Here is a 22,739-nt window from a genome sequence, read left to right on the forward strand (position 1 = left end):
CACGAAATCAACGTTATTCAAAGCGCGCACGACGCGAGAATTTACCAAATGGCGCTGCACGAGCTCGCTTGTCGTGATGACGTCCGTTCGCACCTCCTGCATCACGCCGTCTCTTTGCGGGTAATAGTTCAACGATCTTGCCCGCTAAAAGCTTGGTTGGCAGCTTCGTATATGCTTCAAACGGGATGGCGACGACTAGCATATCGGTAAAATTTGCCATACTTTCTAAATTTAAAGCTCTTATGTCGCCTTTTAGCGAAGTGACGAATTCAGCCAGTGTTTCAGGCGATCTGCTATTACAAATGGCGACTTTGTAGCCCGCATCCAGTGCGAGTTTTGCTACTTGCTTGCCGATCATACCGCTTCCTATTATGCCGATAGCTTTTTGCATTTTTACTCCTTGATCTCGCCGACCTTTTCCAGATACGCGCACAGCTTCACTCCGTAAAGAAAGATGATCCACGAGACGTATATCCACACAAAAAAGAGCAAAACGACCGAAAATGAGCCGTAAATGCTAAGATAGGTCTTGTTATTTACTGCGTAAAATACAAAAATGCTCTTTCCCAGATACCAGATGAGCGAGGCGACAAATGAGCTAAAAAGCACATTTTTTAGGGCTAATGAGCGGTTTATCGAAATGAGATATGTCACGCAAAATATCGCCCAAATGATGAGATACGGAAATATGCTCAAAAAATTTATCCACTTCGTATAGGTGCTCGCATTTAGCATATCCTGAAATAAATTTGAAAGATAAAAACTAAGTCCAAGCCCTAAGGGTGCGAGCGTGATGAGCGTCCAGTAGGCGCTAAGGGAGTTCCAAAATTTGCGCCCGCTCGTGTGCATGATGCGGTTTATGACGTATTCGTAATCGGCAAAAAACATAATGGAAGTAAAAATGATTGCGCCAAGTCCGAGGATGCCAAGGCTCGAGCTATTTTGCAAAAAGGTCTCGATATAGTTTGAGATCGCTTCTTGATTTGACGGCAGCAGCTGCGCGAAGATAAACTCCTTGATCTTTGCGTAATAAACGCTAAAACTAGGCATCTGTGTGAAAAGTGAGAGCGAGATGAGCAGCACCGGGATGATGGAAAGCATCGTGTGAAAGCTAAGGCTTGAGGCGTAGTGCAGCAGCTCTTTGTCTTTGATCTTGACGGCTGCTGATAGCCAAATTTTCAGCGTTTGCTTGATAGCGTCAAATTTCTCTTTCGTCATTTGCGTCCTTTAAAGCCCTCCAAAAGCATCGTAGATTTAGCGACTATGATGGCATAAGAGCTAAGCTTTAAAGGGCGTTTGGCGGTATTTTTGTCTTGAGGTTTGCCGGCTAAATTTAAAGCTGTTTTGATATCTCGTTTAAATTTAGCCAGGCTCGTCATTTCTCGGGTCCGTTTGGCTTTAGGCTGTGAAATTTAGCGTTTTGGCGCATTATTCGTCCTCTTCAAACAGCCTCTCGTAGTGAGCGTCGTAGTTGTTTATGTGTTCGCTGTTAAATTTCCAAAAGACCGTGTCTATGTCGCTCACGCGCGTATAAAACGGCAGTTGATAGTATTCGACCTCGCCGGTTTTGAATTCTTTCAAAATTTTAAAACTTTGACAGTCGGCAAACACGCTGCGTCCGTCCATCGCGACAAAGATAAGCCCCGCCGCACTTTGTGAGCACATCTTGCGAAAATCGTCGCGGTTCGGGTTTGGCTTGTATTCGTAGCTAAGATAGGCTCCGACGATGTCCGGGTGGATGAATATCATATTTGGAAACGCCGCAAGCACCTCCTCATATATCTCTTTGTTCGGCACTACGATGACAGAGCGGTTGTAAAGGTAGTTTAAGACCGCCGTATCGCCGACTGCGGGTGCGACGCCCGGTAGCGGGAGTGCGGGCTGAGCCAGGGTGTCAAATACTTCAAATCTTAGCTTTGCAAAGCCTCCGCTTTTTGAAATAACGCTAACGCGCGCGATTATCGAGCTTTCGGTCTTAAATTTATGAAGCACGACGCCACTTGAGCCGACTAAAATTTCAGGACTGTCGACGATGGTAGCGGTGCCGTCATCGTCTATGCTTATGATAGGCGCTCTATACTCGTTTAAATGAAATTCTGCAGCAAATGCATAGTTTAAAAATAGCAATAAAATCAAAGCGAAACGTTTCAAAAATCATCTCCTGTGTTTGAAATTTTTGGGTGATTATAGCCTAAAAATGCTTTATTTTTTGCAAAATTAAAGCAAGTTTTGAGTAAAATCAAGCCGAAATTCTGTAAAAGGATATAGATGCTGCGCGCTCTTATTATTTTTTCTTTTTTATTTTTAAATTTATACGCGCTTGAACCTACCGTCAAAGAACTAAGCTGGCCAAACGGCAGCCATTTTTTAAATTTCTTGGAAAACAACAAAATCCCGTTATCTCTTTACTACAACCTATCAAGCGAGGATCAAGAGCTGGCCGCCGAGATAATAGCAGGCACGAAATACCAAATTTTAAAAGACAACGACGGCAATACGCTTCAAGTGCTGATCCCTGTGAGCGACGAGCTTCAGATGCATATTTTTAGAGACGACAACGACAACTTCAAGCTAGAATACATCCCGATCTCTTATCAAAGCGAAGACAAGGTGCTAAGCCTAAAGGTCGAAAAATCGGTCTCGGAAGATATATTCGACTACACGGGATCCGGCACGCTGGCACTTGGCTTTAAGGACGTATTTAAGGGCTCGAATATCGACTTTAAAAAGATAAACAAAGGCGATCGTATCGTTATCGTCTATAACCAGAAAAAGCGTATGGGACGCTCTTTTGGCACTCCTGAAATTTATGCCGCACTGCTTGAGACCAAAAATAAACGCTACGTGATGTATAAATTTGAAGATAAATTTTACGACAGAAACGGCAAGAAAAACGATAAATTCTTGCTCGTGCGTCCGCTATTAAACGCTCGCATAACCTCCGCCTTCACGCTTAAAAGATGGCATCCGATACTTCGCAGATATCGTGCACACCTTGGCGTAGACTATGGAGCTCCGCGCGGCACGCCTATACGAGCTGCAGGTGACGGGACGGTGAAATTTATGGGGACTAAAAGCGGCTACGGCCAAGTGCTCATCATTAGACATCCGGGCGGCTATGAAACGCTTTACGCGCACCTAAATGGCTTTGCTAAGGGCATAAGGTCCGGGATGAGCGTCAAACAAGGCACTCTCATAGCCTATGTAGGCACGAGCGGCATGAGTACCGGCCCGCACCTGCATTTTGGCCTTTATCTAAACAACAAGCCGATGAACCCGGAAAGCGCCATAAAAGTCGTAAAAAGCATAGAGGATAAAAAAGAAGCTGCGAAATTTAAAGCCGTCGTATCTGAAAAAGACGCCCTGATAAAAAAGGCGATGGCTGACGATACGTTGCCGCCAAAGGCGGAATTTTTCCCAAATGTCATAGAATTTTAAACCAAAGATAAAAGATGAACCCAGAACTAGAGGAAGCAAAAGAGCTCATAGACCAGCACCTAGACGAGGAAAAAGAAAATAGCGATCTAACGCCGTCCGAGCTGGCTCAGCATCTAAAAACGCTCAAAAAACACGATGAAGAGCTATTTACCGAGTATCTAAGCAAGCTAGATCCGGAAGTGCTAGGCGATGTGGCTATCGAGATGCCAGATCACATGCTAAAAGACGTGATCGACACGCTTCCTTCAGAAAAGATCGTCGAAGCACTTGAGGAGCTCGAGAGTGACGATGCGACCGACCTTTTACAATACATCGAAGAGATCGACGAAGAAAAGGCCAAAGAGCTTTTTGACGGGCTAGATAGAGAAAATCAAGATGAAATTTTACGCCTTAGAAGCTACGACGAGGACGAAGCGGGCGCATATATGCAAACCGAGCTCTTTTCAGCCAAGCTTTATGAAAAGCTAGGAGACGCGGTAGCTAGGCTAAGACAGCTAAAACAAGACGGCGAGCTTGAAAACGTATCGCAGCTTTTTGTCATAAATAACGCCGGCGTCTTACAATACGCCATCCCGCTTGAGGATCTGATACTGTTTGACTTCTCAAAAAGGCTCGCAGAAAACATACAAAGCACGGATCCAGAGCATTATAAGCCCCACACTGCACTTGACAGCGACAACATAAAAGACGTCGTAAGCGTAGTGCAAGACTACGACCTAAGCGTCATACCGGTAGTCGACAGCAAGGGCGTTTTGCTAGGCCGTATAACGACAGACGACATCCACGACATCATACAAGAGAGCGCGACAGAGCAGATCTATAACCTAGCCGGTGTCGATGACGAGGCCGAAGAGGACGACACTCTCGTAAAGGCGGGAAAGGCTCGCGCCATTTGGCTAAGCGTAAATTTGATGACAGCCATCTTTAGCTCGTTCATCATCGGACTTTTTGACCAAACGATAGCAGCCTATGTAGCACTGGCCGTGCTTATGCCCATAGTCGCATCGATGGGTGGCAACACAGGCACACAAGCGCTCGCCGTCACGGTGCGTCGTTTAGCCCTTGGCGAGATAGAATTTAAAGACGCCAAAAGCGTTTTGAAGCGCGAGGTGAGCATCTCGTTCATAAACGGCATCATCTTTGGCTGCGTTATGGGCGTCATAGCCTCGGTTTGGTTCAATAAAGGGCTACTTGGCGTAGTCATCGGGCTTAGCATGATCATAAATTTATTTTTTGCCGGCTTTTTTGGCACGATCATACCGCTCACGCTCAGAAGGCTAAACATCGATCCTGCAGTGGGCTCAGCGGTCATACTCACTACTTTCACCGATGCGATCGGATTTTTCAGCTTTTTAGGACTTGCAAAATGGATACTCATATAACAGATCTTAAAATTCTACCCCTTGAAGAGTCCAAATACTTAAAGCCTTTCAGGCTAGAATTTAAACAAAACGGACTCACGCGCAACTGGGACTGCGTAAAGGTGATGAACAGCGTCTCGGTCTTTCTTTATCACGAGCAACACGACGCATTTTTGTTTGTCAAGCAGTTTCGTCCGGCGGTCTGGTACTCGCAAGGCAAAGAAAATATAAAAACAAACGAGCGAGGCTATACTTATGAGCTTTGCGCAGGGCTCATGGATAAGGGGCTAAGCGAGGAGCAAACTATTCGTGAAGAGGCTGTCGAAGAGGTCGGATACAAGCTTAATGGCATAGAGCGCATCACGATGACATACGGAGCGTTTGGCTTTGGCGGCAACACTCAAACGATGTTTTATGCGCCTATAAACGAGAGCATGCGCGTAAGTAGCGGCGGCGGAATAGACGGCGAGGATATCGAGCTAGTCTTCATAAAGCGTAAAGATATGCAAAATTTCATCTTTGACGAGAGCAAAGTAAAGGGCTTTGGCCTACTTTTTGCTTTTTTGTGGTGGGAGAAATTTAAAGGCGTTTAAAATTTAGGATTTTAAAAAGTGTCGATTTTTAAAATTTTGGCTCTTTTCTGATAAAGTCTTGATAAATTTAAAAGCTTCACAAATAGAATGAGCTTGCGACAGAGTGTCTAACGTGTAGCACGAAAATCGCGGTCAGCCTTACGGCTTCCCTGATTTTCGGAGGGCAATGTCGCCGCTCATCCTATTTGGCTACGCTTAAATTTCAAGAAATCAACGCTTTATCAGAAAAGAGTCAAAAATTTAAATATTTTAGCGTAGTCAAATCTTATTAGCGAGCCTATCGTTGTCGCTTTGCTCGGCTATTTGCTCCAGCACAGACGCCGTTTGTGTCCGCGATCGTAGTCGCTACTGAAGCGAGCGAAATTTGCAAAGCCTAAATTTATTTATTTTTTACGCATGGATGCTAAATTAACAAAATCAAAATTTGGAGGTAAATATGAAACAAATCCTATTTCTAGCGGTCTTATCGGCCTTTGCCTTTGGCATGGGCGATGCGAACCTGACTGGCAACGTAAAGCCAAGCTCCGAGGTCGTGCTCGACAAAGAGTATGAAAAATCGGCTAAAATTTTCAAACAAAGCTGCGAAAAAGGCAATATGTATAACTGCTACAATCTTGCCAACTTCTACAAAGAGGGGCGCGGCGTCGTAAAGAGTGAGCAAAACGCGATCAAATACTACGAAATTTCATGTAACGGCAAGCTACCTTACGGCTGTTTCGCACTTGGCGAATACAATCTAAACGCTAAAAATTTTGAAAAAGCGGTAGAGTATTTTAAAATTTCATGCGAGCTTAACGACGATAAGGGCTGTTTGAAGCTTGCGGAGGCTTATTACGTCGGCGAAGGCGTGGCAAAAGATCTTGAAAAGGCCAAAAATTTATCACAAAAAGCTTGTCAAATGGGAAACGACAAAGGTTGTCAGGCTTATGAAAATTTAAAATCAAGCGCAAATTAGGCTACATCGTAGCCTAACGCGTCAAAAAGATATTTTTTTCAAAATCGCAAATAAAATCACAAAAGCCAAGAAAATTCCGACAAGAATAACGTAATCAGACATCCTACCAACCTTTTATTTATTTGCGCTATTGTAACAGATTTTTAAAAAGACTGCAAAAAACATATCCACTAAGTATCTTATAACTCTAAATATCATAAAATACCGCCAAAATCAAAGGAAATTTATGAGTGAGAACGAGAGCCTTTTTATAAATCGCGAGCTTAGCTGGCTACGCTTCAACTCGCGCGTCTTAGCCCAATGTGAAAAGAACATACCGCTGCTTGAAAAGCTAAAATTCATAGCCATCTATACGACGAATTTAGACGAATTTTACATGATCAGGATCGCCGGGCTAAAGCAACTTTTTGCCGCCGGTGTGGTGACTAGCGGAAGCGACGGCATGAGCCCGCTAGATCAGCTTCGCGAGATCAGAAAATACCTGCAAGAGGAACAAAAGCTAGTCGAGGCGCACTACAACAATACTAAAGACGCGCTGGTAAAAGAGGGTCTGCTCATCAAAAACTACGACGAACTTGATGACGAGCTGAAGGCAAAATGCGATGAATATTTTTTCTCGAATATCCTGCCAGTCATCGTGCCTATCGCGGTGGATACGACGCACCCCTTCCCTCACCTAAACAACCTCAGCTTCTCGCTCGCCGTAAAACTAGCCGACATCGAGCATCCTGAAATTTTAAAATACGGTATGATCCGTATTTCTCGCGTCTTGCCGCGTTTCACTCAGCCTAGCGAAAAGGTCTATGTGCCCATCGAAACCATCGTCCACCGCCATGCTGAGGAAATTTTCCCCGGATACAAGCTACTTAGCTCATGCGCGTTTAGAGTAACCAGAAACGCCGACATCGTCATAGAAGAGGAAGAGGCGGATGACTTTATGATGATACTGGAGCAAGGGCTAAAACTACGTAGAAAAGGCGCTTTTGTGCGCATGCAGATAGAAAAGGACGCAGATAAAGACATACTTGAGTTTTTAAATTCTCATATGAAAATTTTCCATAAAGATATCTTTTTCTCAAATGTCCCGCTCACGCTCAGCTCACTTTGGCAGATCGCCTCAAATAAGGACTTTAGCCACCTGGCAAATCCTCCTTACGCGCCAAAGACCTTACCGCCGTTTGGCGAAGGTATCTCGATATTTGACGCTATCGACAAAGAGGACATCGCGATCATGCATCCTTACGAGAGCTTTGATCCGGTCGTTAGCTTCATCAAAGAGGCGAGCAAAGATCCCAAAGTCATCTCCATACGCATGACGCTTTACCGCGTGGATAAAAACTCGCCTATCATCCAGTCTCTCATAGACGCTGCCAGCGACGGCAAACAAGTGACCGTCATGGTCGAGCTAAAGGCGCGCTTTGACGAGGAAAACAACCTGCACTGGGCAAAGGCTCTAGAAGACGCCGGCGCACACGTGATATACGGCATCACGGGCTTTAAAGTGCATGCTAAAGTCTCTCAGGTCATCCGCCAGATCGGCGATAAGCTGAAATTTTACATGCATTTTGGTACGGGCAACTACAACGGTAGCTCGGCTAAAATTTACACCGACGTGAGCCTCTTTACTAGCCGCGAGGAATTTAGCAACGATACGACGACGTTCTTTCACATCCTCTCTGGCTACAATAAAAACCGCCGCCTAAAAACGCTCAGTATGTCGCCCTTTCAGATAAAAGAGCGCATCATAGAAAAGATAAAGATCGAGGCGTCCAAAGGCGCTCAAGGACGTATAATCGCAAAAATGAACGCTCTTATCGACACGGACGTGATAGAGGAGCTAAGTCTGGCTTCAAACGCCGGCGTGAAGATCGACCTCATCGTGCGTGGAGTATGCGGACTACGCCCCGGCATAAAGGGCAAAAGCGAAAATATCCGCGTGCGCTCGATCATCGGTAAATACCTCGAGCACGCTAGAATTTTATATTTTAAACACAGCGATCCTAAAATTTACATCTCGAGCGCAGACTGGATGCCACGAAATTTAGAGCGCCGCTTGGAGCTGATGACGCCGATTTACGACGCGAGACTACAAGATAGAATGCTTGAAATTTTAGAGCTTCAGCTAAGCGACAACGAGCTTGCCTTTGAGCTAAAAAGCGACGGCGAATATGAAAAAGTGGGCCGCAGCAGCGATGCAAAAGTCATAAACAGCCACGATGTCCTAGAAAACTATATCGCTAAAATTTATAGATCGCTCAAAAAAGATACCGACAAGGCAAAGGCCGATCTCATCGCGACGAAGTTATTAAAAGAGAGTTGAATTCAGCCCTTTGTGGCAGCAAATACTTCACAAATCTTATACGCTCCAGGAGCGACCTAGCGTAGAGGCGGATAGCGTTTCAAGGAAATCTTTTTGCTTCGCAAAAAACTACTCAGCCCCTGCGGGCTTCCCTAATTTTCGTCGGCAATAGCGTCGCTATTTTGCAAGCTTGGCTCTGGTTTTAGTTTCATGCTAGGAGCGGTCTTGCTAAAATTTATGAGATCCTCTACGCTTTGGATGCTAAAAGGCAACCTAGAGATGCAGATCTTTAAAATTTCAGTCGCTGCAATGGCGTCATTTAGGGCTCTATGATGAGTATTGTTTATGCCAAGCAGCTCTTTTAGCGAGCCAAGCCCGTATTTTTGTGAGGCTATAGTTCTGCGCGAAAGATCGATCGTGCAAAGCTTGCGGTTTAAAAGCATCCCAAGCCCGATGCTGCTTAGGCTCTGCGAGATAAATCCATAGTCAAAATTTACATTATGTGCGACAAAAACGCTCGTACCAAGGAAAATTTTAAACCGCTCAAGCACGCTTTTAAGCGATGGTGCGCCCGTTAGATCGCTTTGACTGATGCCAGTTAGCTGCGTGATGTTTTCAGGAACGAAAGGCGCATCGACAAAGCTTTCAAAACGACCTATCTCCACGCCGTTTTTTATCTTTAGCGCGCCTATTTCGATGATCTGACCGCTGGTTATGCCGCCGCTCGTTTCGATATCCACGATGCAAAATTCCTGCTGCGTTATATCTCTAAATCTAGTTTGTAGCTCGATCTCGTTTTGCTCGTTTTTAACGATATCAAGCCCTAAAGTGCGCCAAAGCTCGATGTTTTTCACGTCTATGCCGTCGGTAAGCTCCTCTATATCTGAAAATTTCGATACGAACTCATGATAGCTCATGCTATGAGCGGCTAAGATGTTGAGTAAATTTTCCAGGCGCTGCTTTTGCGGTTTCAAAACTCAAGCTTTATCGCACGAATCGCTTGTTCGTAGGAATTTGACGAAAATATATAGTTGCCGGCGACCAGGATATCAGCGCCGGCCTCCTCGAGGTCTGGGGCGTTCAGCCCGTTTATACCGCCGTCTACTTCGATGAGGCATTTTGCGTTTTTTTTATCGATCATCTCGCGAAGAGCGCGGGTTTTTTCTATTACTTGCGGCATGAAGCTTTGTCCGCCAAAGCCAGGATTCACGCTCATCAAAAGCACCATATCGACCTCGTTTATGATGTATTCGAGCGAATTTATCGGCGTATGCGGATTTAGCACAATGCCGGGGCTCACGCCGTTTTTCCTGATATGGTCTATGAGGCGTAGCGGATGCTTCTCCTCCTCGATATGAAAGGTAAGAAATTTAGGCTTAAGCGGCAAAAAAAGATCTGCAAAAAATGTATTATTTTCGACCATCAAGTGTATGTCAAGTGGCTTTGTAGCGGCCTTTGCGACGGCATTTACGACGACAGGCCCTATCGTCAAATTTGGCACGAAATGCCCGTCCATCACGTCTACATGAATGAGGTCACAGCCCGCTTCGCAGATCGCTTCTATCTCAGCCTTTAAATTTCCAAAATCAGCTGACAAAATACTTGGCGCTACATACATTTTAGCTCCTTATTTACTCACGAATATCATGCCAAATTCCTCGTCTTTGACATGTAGTTTTGCTAAAGCGCCCTTGCTGACACGATCGAAAAATCTCTCGTTTATGAGGATTTTAGGCATCGTGACCTTGAAGCCTGGCTCTTTTTGCAAAAGAGAGGATAAAATTTTATTTACTATGATGCTAAAGACCTGAGAATAACCGCTCAAATAGCCATTTTCTAAGTCTTTCGGCGCTAAAATTTTACAAATTTTCTCGGCTTTGTCCTTTTTTAGCCCCAAAATGAACCTCATCTCAAAATCACCGTAAAACAGCACGCACGCACGCACGAAATCGTTTTCGTTGCTCACGTCGTAGGTTTGCACCTTGGTATCGGCGCAAACTATCTGAGCGTTCGTAAGCGGCAGCAACGTATCGATCGTAGACGAGATGATGAAAGGCAAAATTTCAACGATATTTTTAGTGATGTGAGACGGGGCGATCTCAAATATCCGCTTTTTAAGATACACGGTTGAGTCATCGTCGAAAAACTCCTGCAAGCTCTTGTATAAAAGCATGTTTGCAGACTTTAGTCTATTTACCAGATCGATCGAGGTATTATTTTGATTTAACCCGCAGATACCAAGCAAAGCGCCAAACTGGGAGCTGCTTTGAGATAGCTTTATCAAAAATTCGCCGCCTCTAATATTTAGCGCGCTCGTTATATTTACCCAAAATATAAAAAATTTAAAGCCGATCTTTAGCATGTTTTGATGATATTCTACGTCGAATTCCTCCACAAAATCAGAGTCCATTATGCCCTCTATGCGGTAGATCACGACATTGTCTTTTACGAAAGATTGTATAAATTTTCTGGGCGAGACGAGGTGAGTGCGTGCGCTTATGGCGTAAGGTCTATTTTTACTAACTCTTAAAAATTCTCTCAAATGTCCGGCGACCCTTGGCTTGTAGCCACGCTGGGCGAGCCTTTGAGCTATAAAGGCGCGATGCTCTTCGTTTTCGTTGAAAACGACTATCTTCTCATCTGCATTCATCGCGATCTTATTAAAAAACAGGCTCGCTATATCTTCGGTCTCAAAAAGCGAGAAATTTATGATCTTCGAGCTGGTCTTCATCATCAGCTCAAAAAAGCCCTCGTCATAGTCGCAAATGCCTATACGAGCGCCGGTTTGCTTTGAAATTTCAACCAGCTTGCCTATCATGCTAGCTAGCCAAAGAGGGCTAAAAAACGTCACGTCTTTTAAAGAAAGCAGGACACATGTCGTATTTCTGGCCTCGATAAGCTCGATATCTTTTTTACTCGGATGCTTGCCGAGGAAATTCCCCTCTAAAAATCCAAACGGGCGGATGATCGCCAAAGAGCCGTTAAATGTGAGTTTCATCGCTGCAAAGCCTTTTTGAGCGCGATCGTCATCTCCGCACTCGCATGGATGCTGACGTCTAAAATTTTATTGAAACCAAAGCCGTAAAATTCAGGCTGGCAAAACTCGTAAGCAAGCAAAATTTTAAGATATCCCATCACCTCTATTTCCTTCATGGTAAGCTTTTGCATATCCCAGCCCGCCGCCTTACAAGCGGTATCAAAAAGGCTGATGTCATAGCCTCTTTGTAAAATTTTATCATAGCTGGTGTCGGTGAGCGATATGATCTCGTCAAAGCTATACGAATAGCTTGAAAACACGAGCTCACAGAGTATTATATTAATGAGCATATAAGAGGCCAGGGTCAAATTTCGCTGATTTTTTAGCTGCAAATAGCCAAGAAGCTTGTTCCAATCGGACAGGAATTTAGCGTTAAATTCAGCAAGCTGCAAAGTGCTTATATCAAAGACCTTCCATTGTTTGGGGGTCTTTAAAAAGACGAAGTAAGAGTAAATAATCATCCTAAGCACGTCCACACCGAGCAAATGAGAGATCGCCACTATGTCTTTATCCTGCGTATCTACGCCAAAATCGGCCGCTCTAGCAAGCGTCAAAAAATAGGCTCTAAAGGTCTTGTCGGCGCTGAAATTTTCAATGACGGCGGATATATCGCCGATACTTAGTAGCTCCTCGTATCTATCGCTGGTTTCGTGAACGTTGAATATATTTTCTAAAATTTTATCGATCTGTTCTTGAGGGATCATCACAAACTCGGTTATTTAATTAAAATTTACGCGTATTTTATCTATTATTTTCTTAAAAAAGCGACAAGAAAATTTATCGTTTGAAAAATACTCTTTAAGCGTCGCTTTTGTTTATTTTAGATACAATCAGCAGAAATTTTTGTTTATAAGGAAAAAATATGTCAAGAAGATGCGCTATAACAGGCAAAGGTCCTATGGTTGGCAACAACGTAAGTCACGCTAACAATAAGACCAAAAGAAGATTTTTGCCAAATCTTAGAACTATCCGCGTTACGCTGGAAGATGGCACGACTAGAAAGATAAAAGTCGCCGCTTCTACTCTAAGAACGATGAAAAAGCAATCAAACTAACATGCAAAACAAGAGGAATTTATGTCTTTTCTTACAAGGCTTTTAAAATTCCTCAACTGGTCAAGCTCCTCTAAACCCGAAATAAGCCTCGATACCCAACTTTACGAACAGTTAAAACCTTTTAGATTTCCTCTGATAGCCGTTGTGCTTTTGCTACTTTTTGGCTCGCTCGGATATGTCTTTATAGACAATTTCTCCCTGATAGACGCCTTTTATCAAGCGGGCATGACATTTACGACAGTCGGCTTTACCGAGGTCGCACCTATAACGCCAAAGGGCAGGATCTTCACCATCACATTCATTTTGATCGGCTTTATGATCTTCACGCTATCTATCGGCGTCGTAATCGAGGTCTTGAAAAGAGGCACGCTAATAAATATTTTAAAGGAAAGACGCATGCTTTATAAGATCGCAAGGTTGAAAAACCATTTCGTCATCTGTTACCACAACCTCTACACTATCGAGCTAAGCGCGGAATTTCGCGAAAACCACATCCCTTTTGTGGTCGTGGACGACCGAGAGGACTTGGCGGAGATCGCACAAATTTATAAATATCCTTATTTCATCAAAGCCCAGCCTCACACCCAGGTCGCATTTTTAAAGACTCACCTCTCAAGCGCTAAAGGCCTCATCACGCTTAGTCCAAATATCGCTGATAATATCGCCCTGATCGCATCTGTACGCCTTTATGAAAAGGAAATTTCAAGACGAAAGCCCTATCACATCATCACGAATTCAGACAGCGAGGACGATACTCAGCGCCTAAAAAAGCTAGGTGCGGACAATGTCGTGAGCCCCTCTCGTCTAGTCGCTCAGCGACTAAGTGCGATGAGCGTGCGCCCCGATATGGAAAATATGCTCGAGCAGTTTTTGTATAAGAAAAACTCGCCTATCGATATCGAGGAGATCTCGGTGCCTGACTACTCTTGGGTGCGTTTTAAGCGCCTAAAAGAGACGCATCTGCGAAATATCACAAACGCCGATGTCGTTGGCATCCGCGATATGAATAACAAATTTATCCCGATGCCAAACGGCGATACGCTCATAGGTACCGGCACGAAGCTTTTAGTCATCGGCACGGTCGATGGCATAAGGCTTACAAAGCGCGTCATAAAAAGCAAGCATAAACCGGAGGAATTTAAATATGTTTAAGATAACGCCTCTTGAAAACGGACTTGAAAATGTCGAGGGATTTTATTTTGGCGGGGTGAATTCCGGCTTTAAAAAGGACGCAAACGACCTTGGCTTCATACGAAGCGACGAGCCGGTCGATGTCAGCGCTAAATTTACGTCAAACAAATTTAAAGCCGCACCGATCAGACATTTTTTAAAATATCCTCAAAATTTCAAAACGAATTTCATTTTGCTAAATTCCAAAAACGCAAACGCTATGACCGGTGAGGCCGGTGTAGAGGATATAAATTTTTTATTTAAAGAGCTTGAAAAAAACGTGAAATTCAGCCTTGTTGATCCGATCATGAGCTCGACTGGCGTCATCGGCTATAGGCTGGATACGGCGAAAATAGCGGCCGCCTTTAGTAAATTTGACTTTAGCTCACGCGACAGTGACGCCGTAGTAAGCGCCATAATGACGACTGACAGCTTCAAAAAGCAAGTCGCCTACGAGGTCACGCTAGAAGACGGGTCAAAATTTAGCGTCGCAGCCATTTGCAAGGGTGCTGGCATGATAAACCCTTGCCTGGCGACCATGCTTTGCTTCATCTTGACTGATGCAAATATCCCGAAAGCCGACATGGACGAGCTACTAGGTATCGCCTGCGAAAAGAGCTTCAACGCGGTAAGCGTCGATGGCGACACCTCGACAAACGATACTGTGATGCTGCTTACCTCAAGAAAGAGTGACGCCTACGATAAAGCCGCATTTGCGAATATCTTAAATCTGATAACCAAAGAGCTCTCGCTCATGCTTGTACGCGACGGCGAGGGAGCGAGCAAGGTAGTGGAATTTGAAGTAAAAGGCGCACTGGACGCCCAACAAGCCATGCGCGCAGCAAAGGCGCTCTCAAATTCGCTTTTAGTAAAGACTGCGATCTTTGGCGAAGACCCAAACTGGGGGCGCATAGCCTCGACTATCGGCGCTAGCGGAGTAGAATGCGACGAAGAGAAGCTAGTCATCTACTATGACGATGTGCTGGTTTATGACGCCGCACACAAGGAGCTTGACAATATCCGTGAGCAAGCCGCACACGCCGTGATGCAAAAGCCAAGCTACAAAATAAGCTGCGATCTTGGCATCGCAAAGGCTAAATTTAGCGCTTACGGCTGCGATCTTGGGCACAAATACGTTAGCATAAACGCGGACTACCGCTCTTAGTCAAGCATTTACACTTCTTTGTTAAAATTTTTGAAATTTTTTCAAAGGAGCTTTGATGTTACACGAATACACAGATATCATCAACGAGCTAAAGCCAAAAGACGCTCGTTTCGCCGCACTCTGCGCCAAACACGATGAACTAAACAAGCGCATAGACAGCAAAGATGTGCCTGACGGTGCCGAGCTTGACACCATGAAAAAAGAGAAACTCAGGCTCAAAGACGAAATTTACGCTGCGGTATTAAAATACAAAGAGACCCTCTAACTAAAAGCGCCTCCTTTTACGGGAGGCGCTAAATTCCACTTTATTTTCTTAGGCTCTGTTTTTAAAAGTATTAATTTTCAAAATTTTAAGGCTTCGTTACAATATTTCATTGATTTTCAGATTTCAAAGCAGGAGAATGCGAACAGCATCCCTATGAAAATCTTGTTAGCGAGCTTATTGCCGCCGATTTATAGGGAGGCGAAACGACCGAGTAAAAGACGTGATGCTGATTTTTCACAACGCTCCACTCGCAACCGCTAGCAGAAGTGAAGGAGTAAAAGTAGCTTGAAGGTATAGAGCCAAATTTAAATAACAAAAGAGCTTTTATATGATAAATTCCGGTTCAAATTTAGCACCGTTAACACGCACGATGCGAGCCGGGATGCCAACCACCGTGGCGTTAGATGGGACGTCTTTTAGCACGACGGAATTCGCTCCGATCTTGGCATTTTCACCTATCGTGATAGCGCCTAAAATTTTAGCTCCGGCAGCGATAGTCACGCCATTTTTGACGGTCGGATGGCGCTTGCCGGTCTCCTTGCCCGTCCCTCCCAGCGTGACTTGATGATACATCATCACGTCATCGCCTATCTCGGCAGTCTCGCCGATGACGACGCCCATGCCGTGATCTATGAAAAATCTTTTGCCGATCTTAGCACCGGGATGTATCTCGATCCCGGTCAAAAATCTAGCCATCTGTGAGATAAATCTAGCTAGAAAAAAACGTCTTCGCAGATATAAAAAATGTGAAATTTTATGAAAAGCGACCGCGTGAATGCCCGGCGTATTTATCAAGATCGCTGCAAAACAACAATTTTTGACCGACGGATCTTTCTCGCGAACGACGCTGACTAGCTCTTTTAGACCATCCCACATAAATTTTACGCTCCGTAAAGCTCTGTGCTTAGGTAGCGCTCGCCGTTATCCGGAGCTACGAACAGCACTTTTTTGCCAGCTCCCAGCGCCTTTGCGACCCTTTTTGCCGCTACGTAAGCCGCACCGCCGCTGATACCAAGCATTATACCGTCGCTCTTTGCCAGCGCGCGCGAGCCGGACATCGCATCTTCGTTGCTGATCTTTTCGATGCCATCAACGACACTCATATCCATCGTCGCCGGGATAAATCCGGGCGCTAGGCCTTGGATCTTATGAGGTCCAGGATTGCCGCCACTTAGCACCGGCGATGCCTCAGGCTCTACGGCGATAAATTTCGTAGCATAGCCCTTTGCTTTGAGCGCTTTTGCGACTCCGCTTATCGTTCCGCCAGTGCCTACTCCGGCTACGAAAGCGTCTAGGCTGGCAAAATCGGCCGCCACCTCTTCGCCTGTCGTCAGCTCATGCGCTTGCGGATTGTATTTGTTTTCAAACTGGCTTAGCATCACGTGATTTGGCTGGCTGGCTAGCTCGTGAGCCTTTGCGATCGCGCCTTTCATACCGTTCGCCGCAGGCGTGAGCTCCAGACGAGCACCGTAAGCTGCGACTATCTTGCGCCTTTCGATACTCATGCTCTCAGGCATGCAAAGTACCACTTTATAGCCCAAAGATGCCGCCACCATCGCGATACCGATGCCGGTGTTCCCGCTAGTAGGCTCTACTATCGTGTCACCCTTTTTAAGCGTGCCGTCGGCTTGCATTTTTTCTATCATATTTAAAGCGATACGATCTTTGACCGATCCGCCAGGGTTGAAAAACTCGAGCTTGGCGTAAATTTCAGCCTCATCGGCACCGGTTTTTAGCTTGACGACGGGCGTTTTGCCGATCGTTTGCGCGATATTTTGGTAAATCATCTTACCCTCCTTTAATATTAGGTATTTGGTTTGTAAATTTATCGTAAATTTTACAACCAAAATACAACGAGCCTAATCAGCTCCGCCAAGTATCGCCCTGCCCCGTTCGCTTAAAATTTTACCTTTGAAATTTTGTTTGCAAAATTCCAGTACCAAAATGTGATAAAGCTTCAAAATTTCAACCTCATCATAAATTTCATCGTCTAAAATCTTATAAATTTTAGAGTATTCAAGCCCGCTTAGCCACTCCTGCGCCTCATCATAGCTATCAAATTCATACCCCAAAAAGCCCAAGATCCTAAGAGCATACGCATCTACGACCATGACCGCCCTACCGCATGCATACGCCAAGATCGCGTCACAAGTTTCCGCCCCCACGCCCTTTACGCCAAGTAGCCACTCCCTGCTTGCATTTTCTTTAAAATTTTCAAAATCATCAAAGCCCTCTCGCATGGCTAGACACAGCGTGCGAAGCCTCTTTGCCTTGGTGTTGTAAAAGCCGCTTGGTTTGATCAGATTTGCAAGGCTTGGGGTGTCGAGCTCACAGATCGCAGACAGGCTCATCTTGCCGGCATTTTTTAAATTTTCAAGCGCCTTTTCTACGTTTCGCCAGTTTGTATTTTGCACCAGCACAGCGCCCACGACGACTTCAAACGTCCCCTCATTAGGCCATTTTAGCTCCTTAAAATTTCGCTCTTTCATAGAATTTAGCAGTGCCACAAAAAGCTCGGTCGTCGTCATTTTAAATTTTCCTTAAAGGCCAGATAAAACTGCTTCGCCGTTCGTCCGCTACGGCTAGCGCGAAGTGTCGCATAGTTTTTGGCGAGCTCGTGAAGCTTGTCTTTATCGCAGTGATGATCTTTAAAATAAAAATCCACGATGCGCAGATACTCATCAAAGCTACCTTGATAAAAGCTTATCCAAAGCCCGAAGCGATCGGCAAGTGAAATTTTCTCCTGCACCGCGTCGCCGTGATGTATCTCGCCTTGAGAGATCAGCGTGTTTTCATTGTCGCTTTTGCTCTCGCTCATTAGATGTCTGCGGTTTGAAGTAGCGTAAAACAGCACGTTGCTCGGGGCTTTTTGTATCGAGCCCTCCATGAGCGGCTTTAAAAATTTATACTCCTTGTTTCCCTCTTCAAAGCTAAGATCGTCGCAAAAAATGATGAATTTAAACTCGCTTTCGCGCACTTCGTCGATGATGTCAGCTAAAAATCTAAGATCCTCAGAGCCAAGCTCGATGATACGAAGCCCGTGTTCGCAAAATTTAGTGAAAACAGCCTTTACCAGACTTGATTTGCCACATCCTCTCTCACCCCAAAGAAGCGCGTGATTTGCCCCTTTGCCGTCTAAAAAATTTTGCGTATTTTCTAAAATTTGCCTCTTTTGAGCCTCGATACCAAGCAGACTGCCCATATCTACGAAATCAATATCGCTAACAGCCACCAGCGCGCCCTTACCGGCTCTAAAAACGGCTGCTTTTTGCTTTTTCCAGTCTATCATTTAGCCTCCTTCCTTAAATGGATCAAAATTTCATCTATCACGTCGTCATCGTCTTTGCTGCGAGATCTTAGGCGCACCTTCTCATCGTTTTTGCGCGTCAAAACGATATTTTGCTCGCTGTTTGAGATCGCCTTGTAGCCGCATTTTAGAGCTAAAATTTTGATCGCTATGAGGTCTAAAAACTGCTTTGTATAAACGTCCATCTTGCCAAATCTATCCTCAAGCTCGCTTGCTATCTCGTAGACCGCGCTCACGCTCTCGCATTTACTAAGACGCCTGTAAATTTCAAGCCTGAGGCGATCCTCGCGGATGAAGTCTTGGTTTAAAAAGGCGTTTATGCTTAGCTTTAGATCGATCTTGTCAAGCTTTGCGCTGTCGTTGTTTAAAAGCTTGTTTATCTCGTCTTCAAGCATCTTTAGATAAAGCGAGTAGCCGATAGCCTCGATGTGTCCGCTCTGCGCCTCACCGACGATATTTCCGCCGCCTCTGATCTCAAGGTCATGATATGCTAGTAGCGAGCCAGAGCCCAAAAATGAGTTACTTTCAAGCGCCAATAGACGCTTCAGCGCGTCACCTCCCAGCGCGTCTTTGTCCTCGACTAAAAAATAACAATACGCCTGCTTGTCGCTCCTGCCGACGCGTCCGCGCAGCTGATGCAAATCAGCCATGCCAAATTTATTTGCATTTTCGATGATGATGGTGTTCGCGTTTGGCAGGTGGATGCCGCTTTCTACTATGCTCGTGCAAAGCAGCACGTCGTATTCGCCACGTTCAAATTTCATCATCTCATCTTCGGTGGTTTTGGCGTTTATCTTGGAGTGAAGCACCAGGATGCGGATTTTAGGTAAAATTTTACGCAAATTTTGCGCTGTTTGCTCGATATCTGCGATGTGATTGTGGATATAAAAGGCCTGACCGCCGCGTCTCATCTCACGCATGAGCGCCTCTTTGACGACCTTCTCGTCCCACTCTCTCACGCTCGTTCGCACATCGAGCCTCGAGCTTGGCGCGGTGGCTAATACCGAGTAGCTTTTTATCTTGCTAAGCGCCATATTCAGGCTCCTAGGGATCGGTGTGGCGCTCATGCTCAGGATATGAGAATTTGCCGAGACCTCTTTTAGCTGCTCTTTTTGTTTGACGCCAAATTTATGCTCCTCATCGATGACGATGAGACCGACGTTGTTCGCCTTTACGCCTAAAAGCGCGTGAGTACCGACGCACACGCAAGGCTCGTTGTCTTTTAGCACCTTTAGCATCGCCGATTTTTCCTTAGCGGATGTAAATCTATCGAGCCTGAAAATTTTGACGCCAAAGTCCGCGAACCGCTCCTTTAGGCTCTTATAATGCTGCGCGCTAAGAAGCGTGGTCGGCACGAAAAAGAGTGCGCTAAAGCCTGATTTGACGCAGGCAAATATCGCGTTCATCGCGACTTCCGTCTTTCCAAAGCCAACATCCCCACTCAAAAGCCTATCCATGACTCGCGTGCTTTTTAGATCGCTCATTATCTCCTCGACCGCTTTTTGCTGATCGGTAGTGTAGTCAAACCCTGCGTTTTGCACGAATTTTAGATATTCAAGATCGTTTTTTTCTATCACTTTGCCGGCTATGAGCTCGCGCTTCGCGGCCATGGCGACGATCTTTGAAGCGATGACGAAAAGTTTCTCGCGCACCTTCTCTTTTATCTTTGCAAAGCTTGCCTTGCCCAGACGATCTAGCACCGCGACAGAGCCGTTTTGCGCGATGTAGCGATCGATCAGGTTTAGATGCTCTACCGGCAGCAGCAGCTTATCGTCGTTTTGATAAGCGATCACGACGAATTCTTTCGTCGCACCCAAAACGGTTATCTTTTCAAGCCCCAAAAACCTGCCTATGCCGTAGTCCTCGTGCACCACGTAGTCGTTTATCTTTAGCTCGTCCACTACGAGGCTGGCACGCTTTACGCGTCTTTTTTTCTCAAATTTATTGAGCGAAACGATGATCTGCTCGTTTGAGGTCAAATTTAAAACGAGCGGGCTTTGCACGAACTGCACGTTTTTAAAGCGCCTTAGATCAAACTGGCTAAAGAGGCTTTCGTTGCGCGCCAGGACGCTGATCTTTTTGTTTTGATTGAGCTCGAAAAAATCATCGTTTAACGTAACGACCAAGTCTTTATAGACCTTAGCCTCGGGCAAAATTTCAAATTTTTCAAGCCTTTTTGCATCGTCTGCAAGCTCGCTAAGATCGATCTTTTTAACGAGTTTGCACTCAAATTCGGCTAGATAATCACCAAAGTCATCTATCGCCCAAAAGCCCAGAGAATTTAGATCGTTCACCAAAGCGTCCGTTTGCATCCGCTCTATCTTTTGGCTAACGTCTTCAAACTCGGCCTTGCTTAAATTTGCTATAAATGGCGTTATCTCCACGCTTTCTAGCTCCGTCTTCGAGCTTATTTGCGTGGCGGTGGAGTAGTTTCTGATACTCTCGACCTCATCGTCAAAGAGCAAAATCCTGACCGGCTCGTTCATATTTACGCCGTAAATGTCGATGATCTCGCCTCTAAGGCTAAATTCTCCCGCACCTTCGACGATATCAACGACATCGTAGCCAAAGCGCATGAGCTCGTCTGCAAGCTCGTTTAAATTTAGCTTTTGGCCGAAATTTATCGTCCTGCTTTGTAGGTGTTTTGCCTTTGGCAGGCGGTTTAGCAGAGTGTGAAAGGGGCTGATGATGAGCTTTTTGCCGTTAAATTTATAATAAGCGCTAAGCACGCTTGAAATTTCAAAAAGCTCCTCGCTGAAGCTTCGCAGGTCGTCGCCAAAATGCGCTCTAAAATCAGGCAGCCTAAAGGCTTTAAAGCCGGCAAATTCCGCCGCATCGGCGCATAGGCTCGCCTCTTTGTCGTCCTCGCAGATCAAAATTTGAGCGTCATTTTTTAAAAGATATTCATAGACCCTTGCTTGCATCATAATCCCTCAAAAAAGCCTCGACGAGATAAAACGAGCCAAAAGCGAGGTAGGTTTTGCCATTCGTTGCGGCTAAAATTTCAGTCATATCGCTTCTGGCAAAGTCGCGGTAAGGCAACTCTAGCTGCGCCAAGGCCTTTTTTATGAGCTCACCGCCAAGCTCTCTCTCCTCGCTTTTGTAATCATACACCAAAACGTTTGAGACGATGGGCTTTAGCGCGCTTAGGACAGCTCTAAAGTCCTTGTCCAAAAAGGAGTTGTAAATGAGCGTGAGCTTTTTGCCTTTGAAATTCCTAGCGATAGCCTGCGCGCCAAGCTCGTTATGTCCGACATCAGCGTATAAATTTCGCGCCACCCTCTCGCACCTGCCGCCAAGATCTAACGCGCCTAAATTTTTCATATCAAATTTTACTCCAAGCTGTCTCGCCGCTGCAGCCGCCAGAGTCAAATTCGAGATCAAAAAATCAGGCAGATCTAACCTTTGTGCGTAGTCTAAAATTTCATTTTTTTCATCAAGGTTTAAAATTTCAGAGGCGAAATTTAGCTTTGCACGCCTAGTGCGGGCGATATCAAGCGCCACTTTCAGGCTAGTCTCGTTCATCGTATCGTTTAGGATATTTGTATCGCTCATGGCGTTAAATTTCGTGAGCGATATCCGCTCTATCGTATCTCCTAGCATCGCCATGTGATCAAGCCCGATCGGCGTAAAAAGGCTCAAAATTTTATCATACACGTTCGTAGCGTCGAATTCTCCGCCCATACCCGCCTCGCATATGAAATGATCGCACCCCTCAAAGAGCACCGCAGCAAGCAAGGTAGCGTATTCAAAATAGCTCGTTTTTATCTTAAATTCGTCGCTTAGTAAATTTTGCAACTTCTCGTGCGCCGCCTCTAAAATTTCATCGCTCGCCACGCAGCCGTTTAGCCAAAATCGCTCGTTGAATTTAAAAATATGAGGACTGGTGTAATGCCCGACGCTAGCGCCCGTGCTTCTTAAAATTTGAGCCAAAAAGCGCCCTGTCGAGCCTTTGCCGTTCGTGCCGATGACGTGAATGATCCTAAAGGGTTTTAGCGCACCTTTGATACTACGAAAAGCGCGTGGCATGCGGGTATAGTCGATCTCTTTGTAAAATAGAGGCTTACTCTCTAGGAATTTCTGAAGCTGCATAAA

At 45.2% G+C, this 22,739-nt stretch carries 23 protein-coding genes; 9 read left to right on the forward strand and 14 right to left on the reverse strand.

All coding sequences use genetic code 11. The features are described from left to right. Nucleotides 1-13 precede the first annotated feature (13 nt). From HMPREF1139_RS11935 to HMPREF1139_RS10115, 4 genes are read right to left on the reverse strand one after another with little or no spacing between them, the layout of a single operon-like run. The gene (locus HMPREF1139_RS11935) at nucleotides 14-391 is read right to left on the reverse strand and encodes an NAD(P)-binding domain-containing protein (RefSeq protein ID WP_009651170.1); all 378 of its coding nucleotides are present in this window, start codon (nucleotides 389-391) and stop codon (nucleotides 14-16) included. 2 nt (nucleotides 392-393) lie between these two features. Continuing rightward, a complete protein-coding gene (locus HMPREF1139_RS10110; RefSeq protein WP_009651108.1) occupies nucleotides 394-1,218 on the reverse strand; it encodes a YihY family inner membrane protein in 825 nt (274 codons plus the stop codon). Beyond that, the gene (locus HMPREF1139_RS11770) at nucleotides 1,215-1,379 is read right to left on the reverse strand and encodes a hypothetical protein (protein WP_009651336.1); all 165 of its coding nucleotides are present in this window, start codon (nucleotides 1,377-1,379) and stop codon (nucleotides 1,215-1,217) included. Before HMPREF1139_RS11770 ends, HMPREF1139_RS10110 begins: the two co-directional genes overlap by 4 nt. A 49-nt stretch (nucleotides 1,380-1,428) precedes the next feature. Next, on the reverse strand, nucleotides 1,429-2,151 hold the full coding sequence (locus HMPREF1139_RS10115) for a plasminogen-binding N-terminal domain-containing protein (protein ID WP_009651252.1): 723 nt from the start codon (nucleotides 2,149-2,151) through the stop codon (nucleotides 1,429-1,431). Nucleotides 2,152-2,268: 117 nt separating this feature from the next. Here HMPREF1139_RS10115 and HMPREF1139_RS10120 point away from each other — a divergent pair, with 117 nt between their 5' ends. The 5 genes from HMPREF1139_RS10120 to HMPREF1139_RS10140 all read left to right on the forward strand — a co-directional run bounded on the left by HMPREF1139_RS10120 (nucleotide 2,269) and on the right by HMPREF1139_RS10140 (nucleotide 8,667). Continuing rightward, nucleotides 2,269-3,438: a peptidoglycan DD-metalloendopeptidase family protein gene (locus tag HMPREF1139_RS10120; RefSeq protein WP_009651181.1), complete on the forward strand. Its 1,170-nt coding sequence runs from the start codon at nucleotides 2,269-2,271 to the stop codon at nucleotides 3,436-3,438. Nucleotides 3,439-3,452: 14 nt separating this feature from the next. Next, nucleotides 3,453-4,820 carry a magnesium transporter gene (mgtE, locus tag HMPREF1139_RS10125; RefSeq protein ID WP_009651393.1) on the forward strand — a complete coding sequence of 456 codons (1,368 nt, stop codon included), beginning with the start codon at nucleotides 3,453-3,455 and terminating at the stop codon, nucleotides 4,818-4,820. After that, on the forward strand, nucleotides 4,805-5,392 hold the full coding sequence (locus HMPREF1139_RS10130) for an NUDIX domain-containing protein (RefSeq protein WP_009651379.1): 588 nt from the start codon (nucleotides 4,805-4,807) through the stop codon (nucleotides 5,390-5,392). The genes mgtE and HMPREF1139_RS10130 overlap by 16 nt, the downstream gene beginning before the upstream one ends. Before the next feature lie 436 nt (nucleotides 5,393-5,828). Then, the gene (locus tag HMPREF1139_RS10135) at nucleotides 5,829-6,347 is read left to right on the forward strand and encodes a tetratricopeptide repeat protein (RefSeq protein WP_009651302.1); all 519 of its coding nucleotides are present in this window, start codon (nucleotides 5,829-5,831) and stop codon (nucleotides 6,345-6,347) included. A 196-nt stretch (nucleotides 6,348-6,543) separates the two neighbouring features. Next, a complete protein-coding gene (locus HMPREF1139_RS10140; protein ID WP_269479239.1) occupies nucleotides 6,544-8,667 on the forward strand; it encodes an RNA degradosome polyphosphate kinase in 2,124 nt (707 codons plus the stop codon). Between the two features lie 131 nt (nucleotides 8,668-8,798). On the opposite strand, the gene HMPREF1139_RS10145 is transcribed toward HMPREF1139_RS10140, so the two are convergent. Genes HMPREF1139_RS10145 through HMPREF1139_RS10160 form a run of 4 tightly spaced genes read right to left on the reverse strand, consistent with a single transcriptional unit; the run spans nucleotide 8,799 to nucleotide 12,387 of the window. Continuing rightward, entirely contained in the window at nucleotides 8,799-9,620 is an 822-nt protein-coding gene (locus tag HMPREF1139_RS10145) for a 3'-5' exonuclease (RefSeq protein WP_009651406.1), read from the reverse strand. After that, nucleotides 9,617-10,264: a ribulose-phosphate 3-epimerase gene (gene rpe, locus HMPREF1139_RS10150; RefSeq protein ID WP_009651325.1), complete on the reverse strand. Its 648-nt coding sequence runs from the start codon at nucleotides 10,262-10,264 to the stop codon at nucleotides 9,617-9,619. The genes HMPREF1139_RS10145 and rpe overlap by 4 nt, the downstream gene beginning before the upstream one ends. Before the next feature lie 9 nt (nucleotides 10,265-10,273). Beyond that, nucleotides 10,274-11,644 carry a hypothetical protein gene (locus tag HMPREF1139_RS10155; RefSeq protein WP_009651293.1) on the reverse strand — a complete coding sequence of 457 codons (1,371 nt, stop codon included), beginning with the start codon at nucleotides 11,642-11,644 and terminating at the stop codon, nucleotides 10,274-10,276. Beyond that, complete coding sequence (locus HMPREF1139_RS10160) at nucleotides 11,641-12,387, reverse strand: hypothetical protein (RefSeq protein ID WP_009651118.1); 747 nt, start codon at nucleotides 12,385-12,387, stop codon at nucleotides 11,641-11,643. The genes HMPREF1139_RS10155 and HMPREF1139_RS10160 overlap by 4 nt, the downstream gene beginning before the upstream one ends. A 158-nt stretch (nucleotides 12,388-12,545) precedes the next feature. On the opposite strand from HMPREF1139_RS10160, the gene rpmB reads away from it, so the two are divergent. Genes rpmB through HMPREF1139_RS10180 form a run of 4 tightly spaced genes read left to right on the forward strand, consistent with a single transcriptional unit; the run spans nucleotide 12,546 to nucleotide 15,337 of the window. Next, entirely contained in the window at nucleotides 12,546-12,737 is a 192-nt protein-coding gene (rpmB, locus tag HMPREF1139_RS10165) for a 50S ribosomal protein L28 (protein ID WP_009651385.1), read from the forward strand. A gap of 21 nt (nucleotides 12,738-12,758) precedes the next feature. Next, nucleotides 12,759-13,889, forward strand: a complete 1,131-nt coding sequence (locus HMPREF1139_RS10170) for a potassium channel family protein (RefSeq protein ID WP_018136520.1) — start codon at nucleotides 12,759-12,761, stop codon at nucleotides 13,887-13,889. Next, nucleotides 13,882-15,072 carry a bifunctional glutamate N-acetyltransferase/amino-acid acetyltransferase ArgJ gene (argJ, locus tag HMPREF1139_RS10175; RefSeq protein WP_009651178.1) on the forward strand — a complete coding sequence of 397 codons (1,191 nt, stop codon included), beginning with the start codon at nucleotides 13,882-13,884 and terminating at the stop codon, nucleotides 15,070-15,072. Before HMPREF1139_RS10170 ends, argJ begins: the two co-directional genes overlap by 8 nt. Nucleotides 15,073-15,127: 55 nt before the next feature. After that, nucleotides 15,128-15,337 carry a YdcH family protein gene (locus HMPREF1139_RS10180; RefSeq protein WP_009651247.1) on the forward strand — a complete coding sequence of 70 codons (210 nt, stop codon included), beginning with the start codon at nucleotides 15,128-15,130 and terminating at the stop codon, nucleotides 15,335-15,337. A 324-nt stretch (nucleotides 15,338-15,661) separates the two neighbouring features. Here HMPREF1139_RS10180 and epsC read toward each other — a convergent pair whose 3' ends face one another. From epsC to HMPREF1139_RS10210, 6 genes are all read right to left on the reverse strand, one after another. Continuing rightward, nucleotides 15,662-16,213 carry a serine O-acetyltransferase EpsC gene (gene epsC, locus HMPREF1139_RS10185; RefSeq protein ID WP_009651153.1) on the reverse strand — a complete coding sequence of 184 codons (552 nt, stop codon included), beginning with the start codon at nucleotides 16,211-16,213 and terminating at the stop codon, nucleotides 15,662-15,664. A 5-nt stretch (nucleotides 16,214-16,218) separates the two neighbouring features. Then, on the reverse strand, nucleotides 16,219-17,124 hold the full coding sequence (gene cysK, locus HMPREF1139_RS10190) for a cysteine synthase A (protein WP_009651141.1): 906 nt from the start codon (nucleotides 17,122-17,124) through the stop codon (nucleotides 16,219-16,221). A 72-nt stretch (nucleotides 17,125-17,196) separates the two neighbouring features. Next, nucleotides 17,197-17,865 (reverse strand): endonuclease III domain-containing protein, encoded by a 669-nt coding sequence (locus HMPREF1139_RS10195; RefSeq protein WP_009651434.1) that lies wholly within the window; start codon nucleotides 17,863-17,865, stop codon nucleotides 17,197-17,199. Next, nucleotides 17,862-18,626 carry an ATP-binding protein gene (locus HMPREF1139_RS10200; RefSeq protein ID WP_009651299.1) on the reverse strand — a complete coding sequence of 255 codons (765 nt, stop codon included), beginning with the start codon at nucleotides 18,624-18,626 and terminating at the stop codon, nucleotides 17,862-17,864. Before HMPREF1139_RS10200 ends, HMPREF1139_RS10195 begins: the two co-directional genes overlap by 4 nt. Further along, nucleotides 18,623-21,568, reverse strand: a complete 2,946-nt coding sequence (mfd, locus tag HMPREF1139_RS10205; protein WP_009651106.1) for a transcription-repair coupling factor — start codon at nucleotides 21,566-21,568, stop codon at nucleotides 18,623-18,625. The genes HMPREF1139_RS10200 and mfd overlap by 4 nt, the downstream gene beginning before the upstream one ends. Next, the gene (locus HMPREF1139_RS10210; protein ID WP_009651467.1) at nucleotides 21,549-22,736 is read right to left on the reverse strand and encodes a bifunctional folylpolyglutamate synthase/dihydrofolate synthase; all 1,188 of its coding nucleotides are present in this window, start codon (nucleotides 22,734-22,736) and stop codon (nucleotides 21,549-21,551) included. Before HMPREF1139_RS10210 ends, mfd begins: the two co-directional genes overlap by 20 nt. Nucleotides 22,737-22,739: the final 3 nt, after the last annotated feature.

The organism is Campylobacter sp. FOBRC14, assembly GCF_000287855.1.
GTDB lineage: Bacteria > Campylobacterota > Campylobacteria > Campylobacterales > Campylobacteraceae > Campylobacter_A > Campylobacter_A curvus.

What these genes read in the sequence shown, in the direction of transcription:
- rpe (WP_009651325.1), bottom strand. Translation starts at nt 10,264, where the DNA reads ATGTATGTAGCGCCAAGTATTTTGTCAGCTGATTTTGGAAATTTAAAG.
- HMPREF1139_RS10195 (WP_009651434.1), bottom strand. Translation starts at nt 17,865, where the DNA reads ATGACGACGACCGAGCTTTTTGTGGCACTGCTAAATTCTATGAAAGAG.
- HMPREF1139_RS10110 (WP_009651108.1), bottom strand. Translation starts at nt 1,218, where the DNA reads ATGACGAAAGAGAAATTTGACGCTATCAAGCAAACGCTGAAAATTTGG.
- HMPREF1139_RS11770 (WP_009651336.1), bottom strand. Translation starts at nt 1,379, where the DNA reads ATGACGAGCCTGGCTAAATTTAAACGAGATATCAAAACAGCTTTAAAT.
- cysK (WP_009651141.1), bottom strand. Translation starts at nt 17,124, where the DNA reads ATGATTTACCAAAATATCGCGCAAACGATCGGCAAAACGCCCGTCGTC.
- HMPREF1139_RS11935 (WP_009651170.1), bottom strand. Translation starts at nt 391, where the DNA reads ATGCAAAAAGCTATCGGCATAATAGGAAGCGGTATGATCGGCAAGCAA.
- HMPREF1139_RS10170 (WP_018136520.1), top strand. Translation starts at nt 12,759, where the DNA reads ATGTCTTTTCTTACAAGGCTTTTAAAATTCCTCAACTGGTCAAGCTCC.
- HMPREF1139_RS10210 (WP_009651467.1), bottom strand. Translation starts at nt 22,736, where the DNA reads ATGCAGCTTCAGAAATTCCTAGAGAGTAAGCCTCTATTTTACAAAGAG.
- HMPREF1139_RS10135 (WP_009651302.1), top strand. Translation starts at nt 5,829, where the DNA reads ATGAAACAAATCCTATTTCTAGCGGTCTTATCGGCCTTTGCCTTTGGC.
- HMPREF1139_RS10130 (WP_009651379.1), top strand. Translation starts at nt 4,805, where the DNA reads ATGGATACTCATATAACAGATCTTAAAATTCTACCCCTTGAAGAGTCC.
- HMPREF1139_RS10155 (WP_009651293.1), bottom strand. Translation starts at nt 11,644, where the DNA reads ATGAAACTCACATTTAACGGCTCTTTGGCGATCATCCGCCCGTTTGGA.
- HMPREF1139_RS10160 (WP_009651118.1), bottom strand. Translation starts at nt 12,387, where the DNA reads ATGATCCCTCAAGAACAGATCGATAAAATTTTAGAAAATATATTCAAC.
- HMPREF1139_RS10200 (WP_009651299.1), bottom strand. Translation starts at nt 18,626, where the DNA reads ATGATAGACTGGAAAAAGCAAAAAGCAGCCGTTTTTAGAGCCGGTAAG.
- rpmB (WP_009651385.1), top strand. Translation starts at nt 12,546, where the DNA reads ATGTCAAGAAGATGCGCTATAACAGGCAAAGGTCCTATGGTTGGCAAC.
- argJ (WP_009651178.1), top strand. Translation starts at nt 13,882, where the DNA reads ATGTTTAAGATAACGCCTCTTGAAAACGGACTTGAAAATGTCGAGGGA.
- HMPREF1139_RS10180 (WP_009651247.1), top strand. Translation starts at nt 15,128, where the DNA reads ATGTTACACGAATACACAGATATCATCAACGAGCTAAAGCCAAAAGAC.
- HMPREF1139_RS10120 (WP_009651181.1), top strand. Translation starts at nt 2,269, where the DNA reads ATGCTGCGCGCTCTTATTATTTTTTCTTTTTTATTTTTAAATTTATAC.
- epsC (WP_009651153.1), bottom strand. Translation starts at nt 16,213, where the DNA reads ATGTGGGATGGTCTAAAAGAGCTAGTCAGCGTCGTTCGCGAGAAAGAT.
- mgtE (WP_009651393.1), top strand. Translation starts at nt 3,453, where the DNA reads ATGAACCCAGAACTAGAGGAAGCAAAAGAGCTCATAGACCAGCACCTA.
- mfd (WP_009651106.1), bottom strand. Translation starts at nt 21,568, where the DNA reads ATGCAAGCAAGGGTCTATGAATATCTTTTAAAAAATGACGCTCAAATT.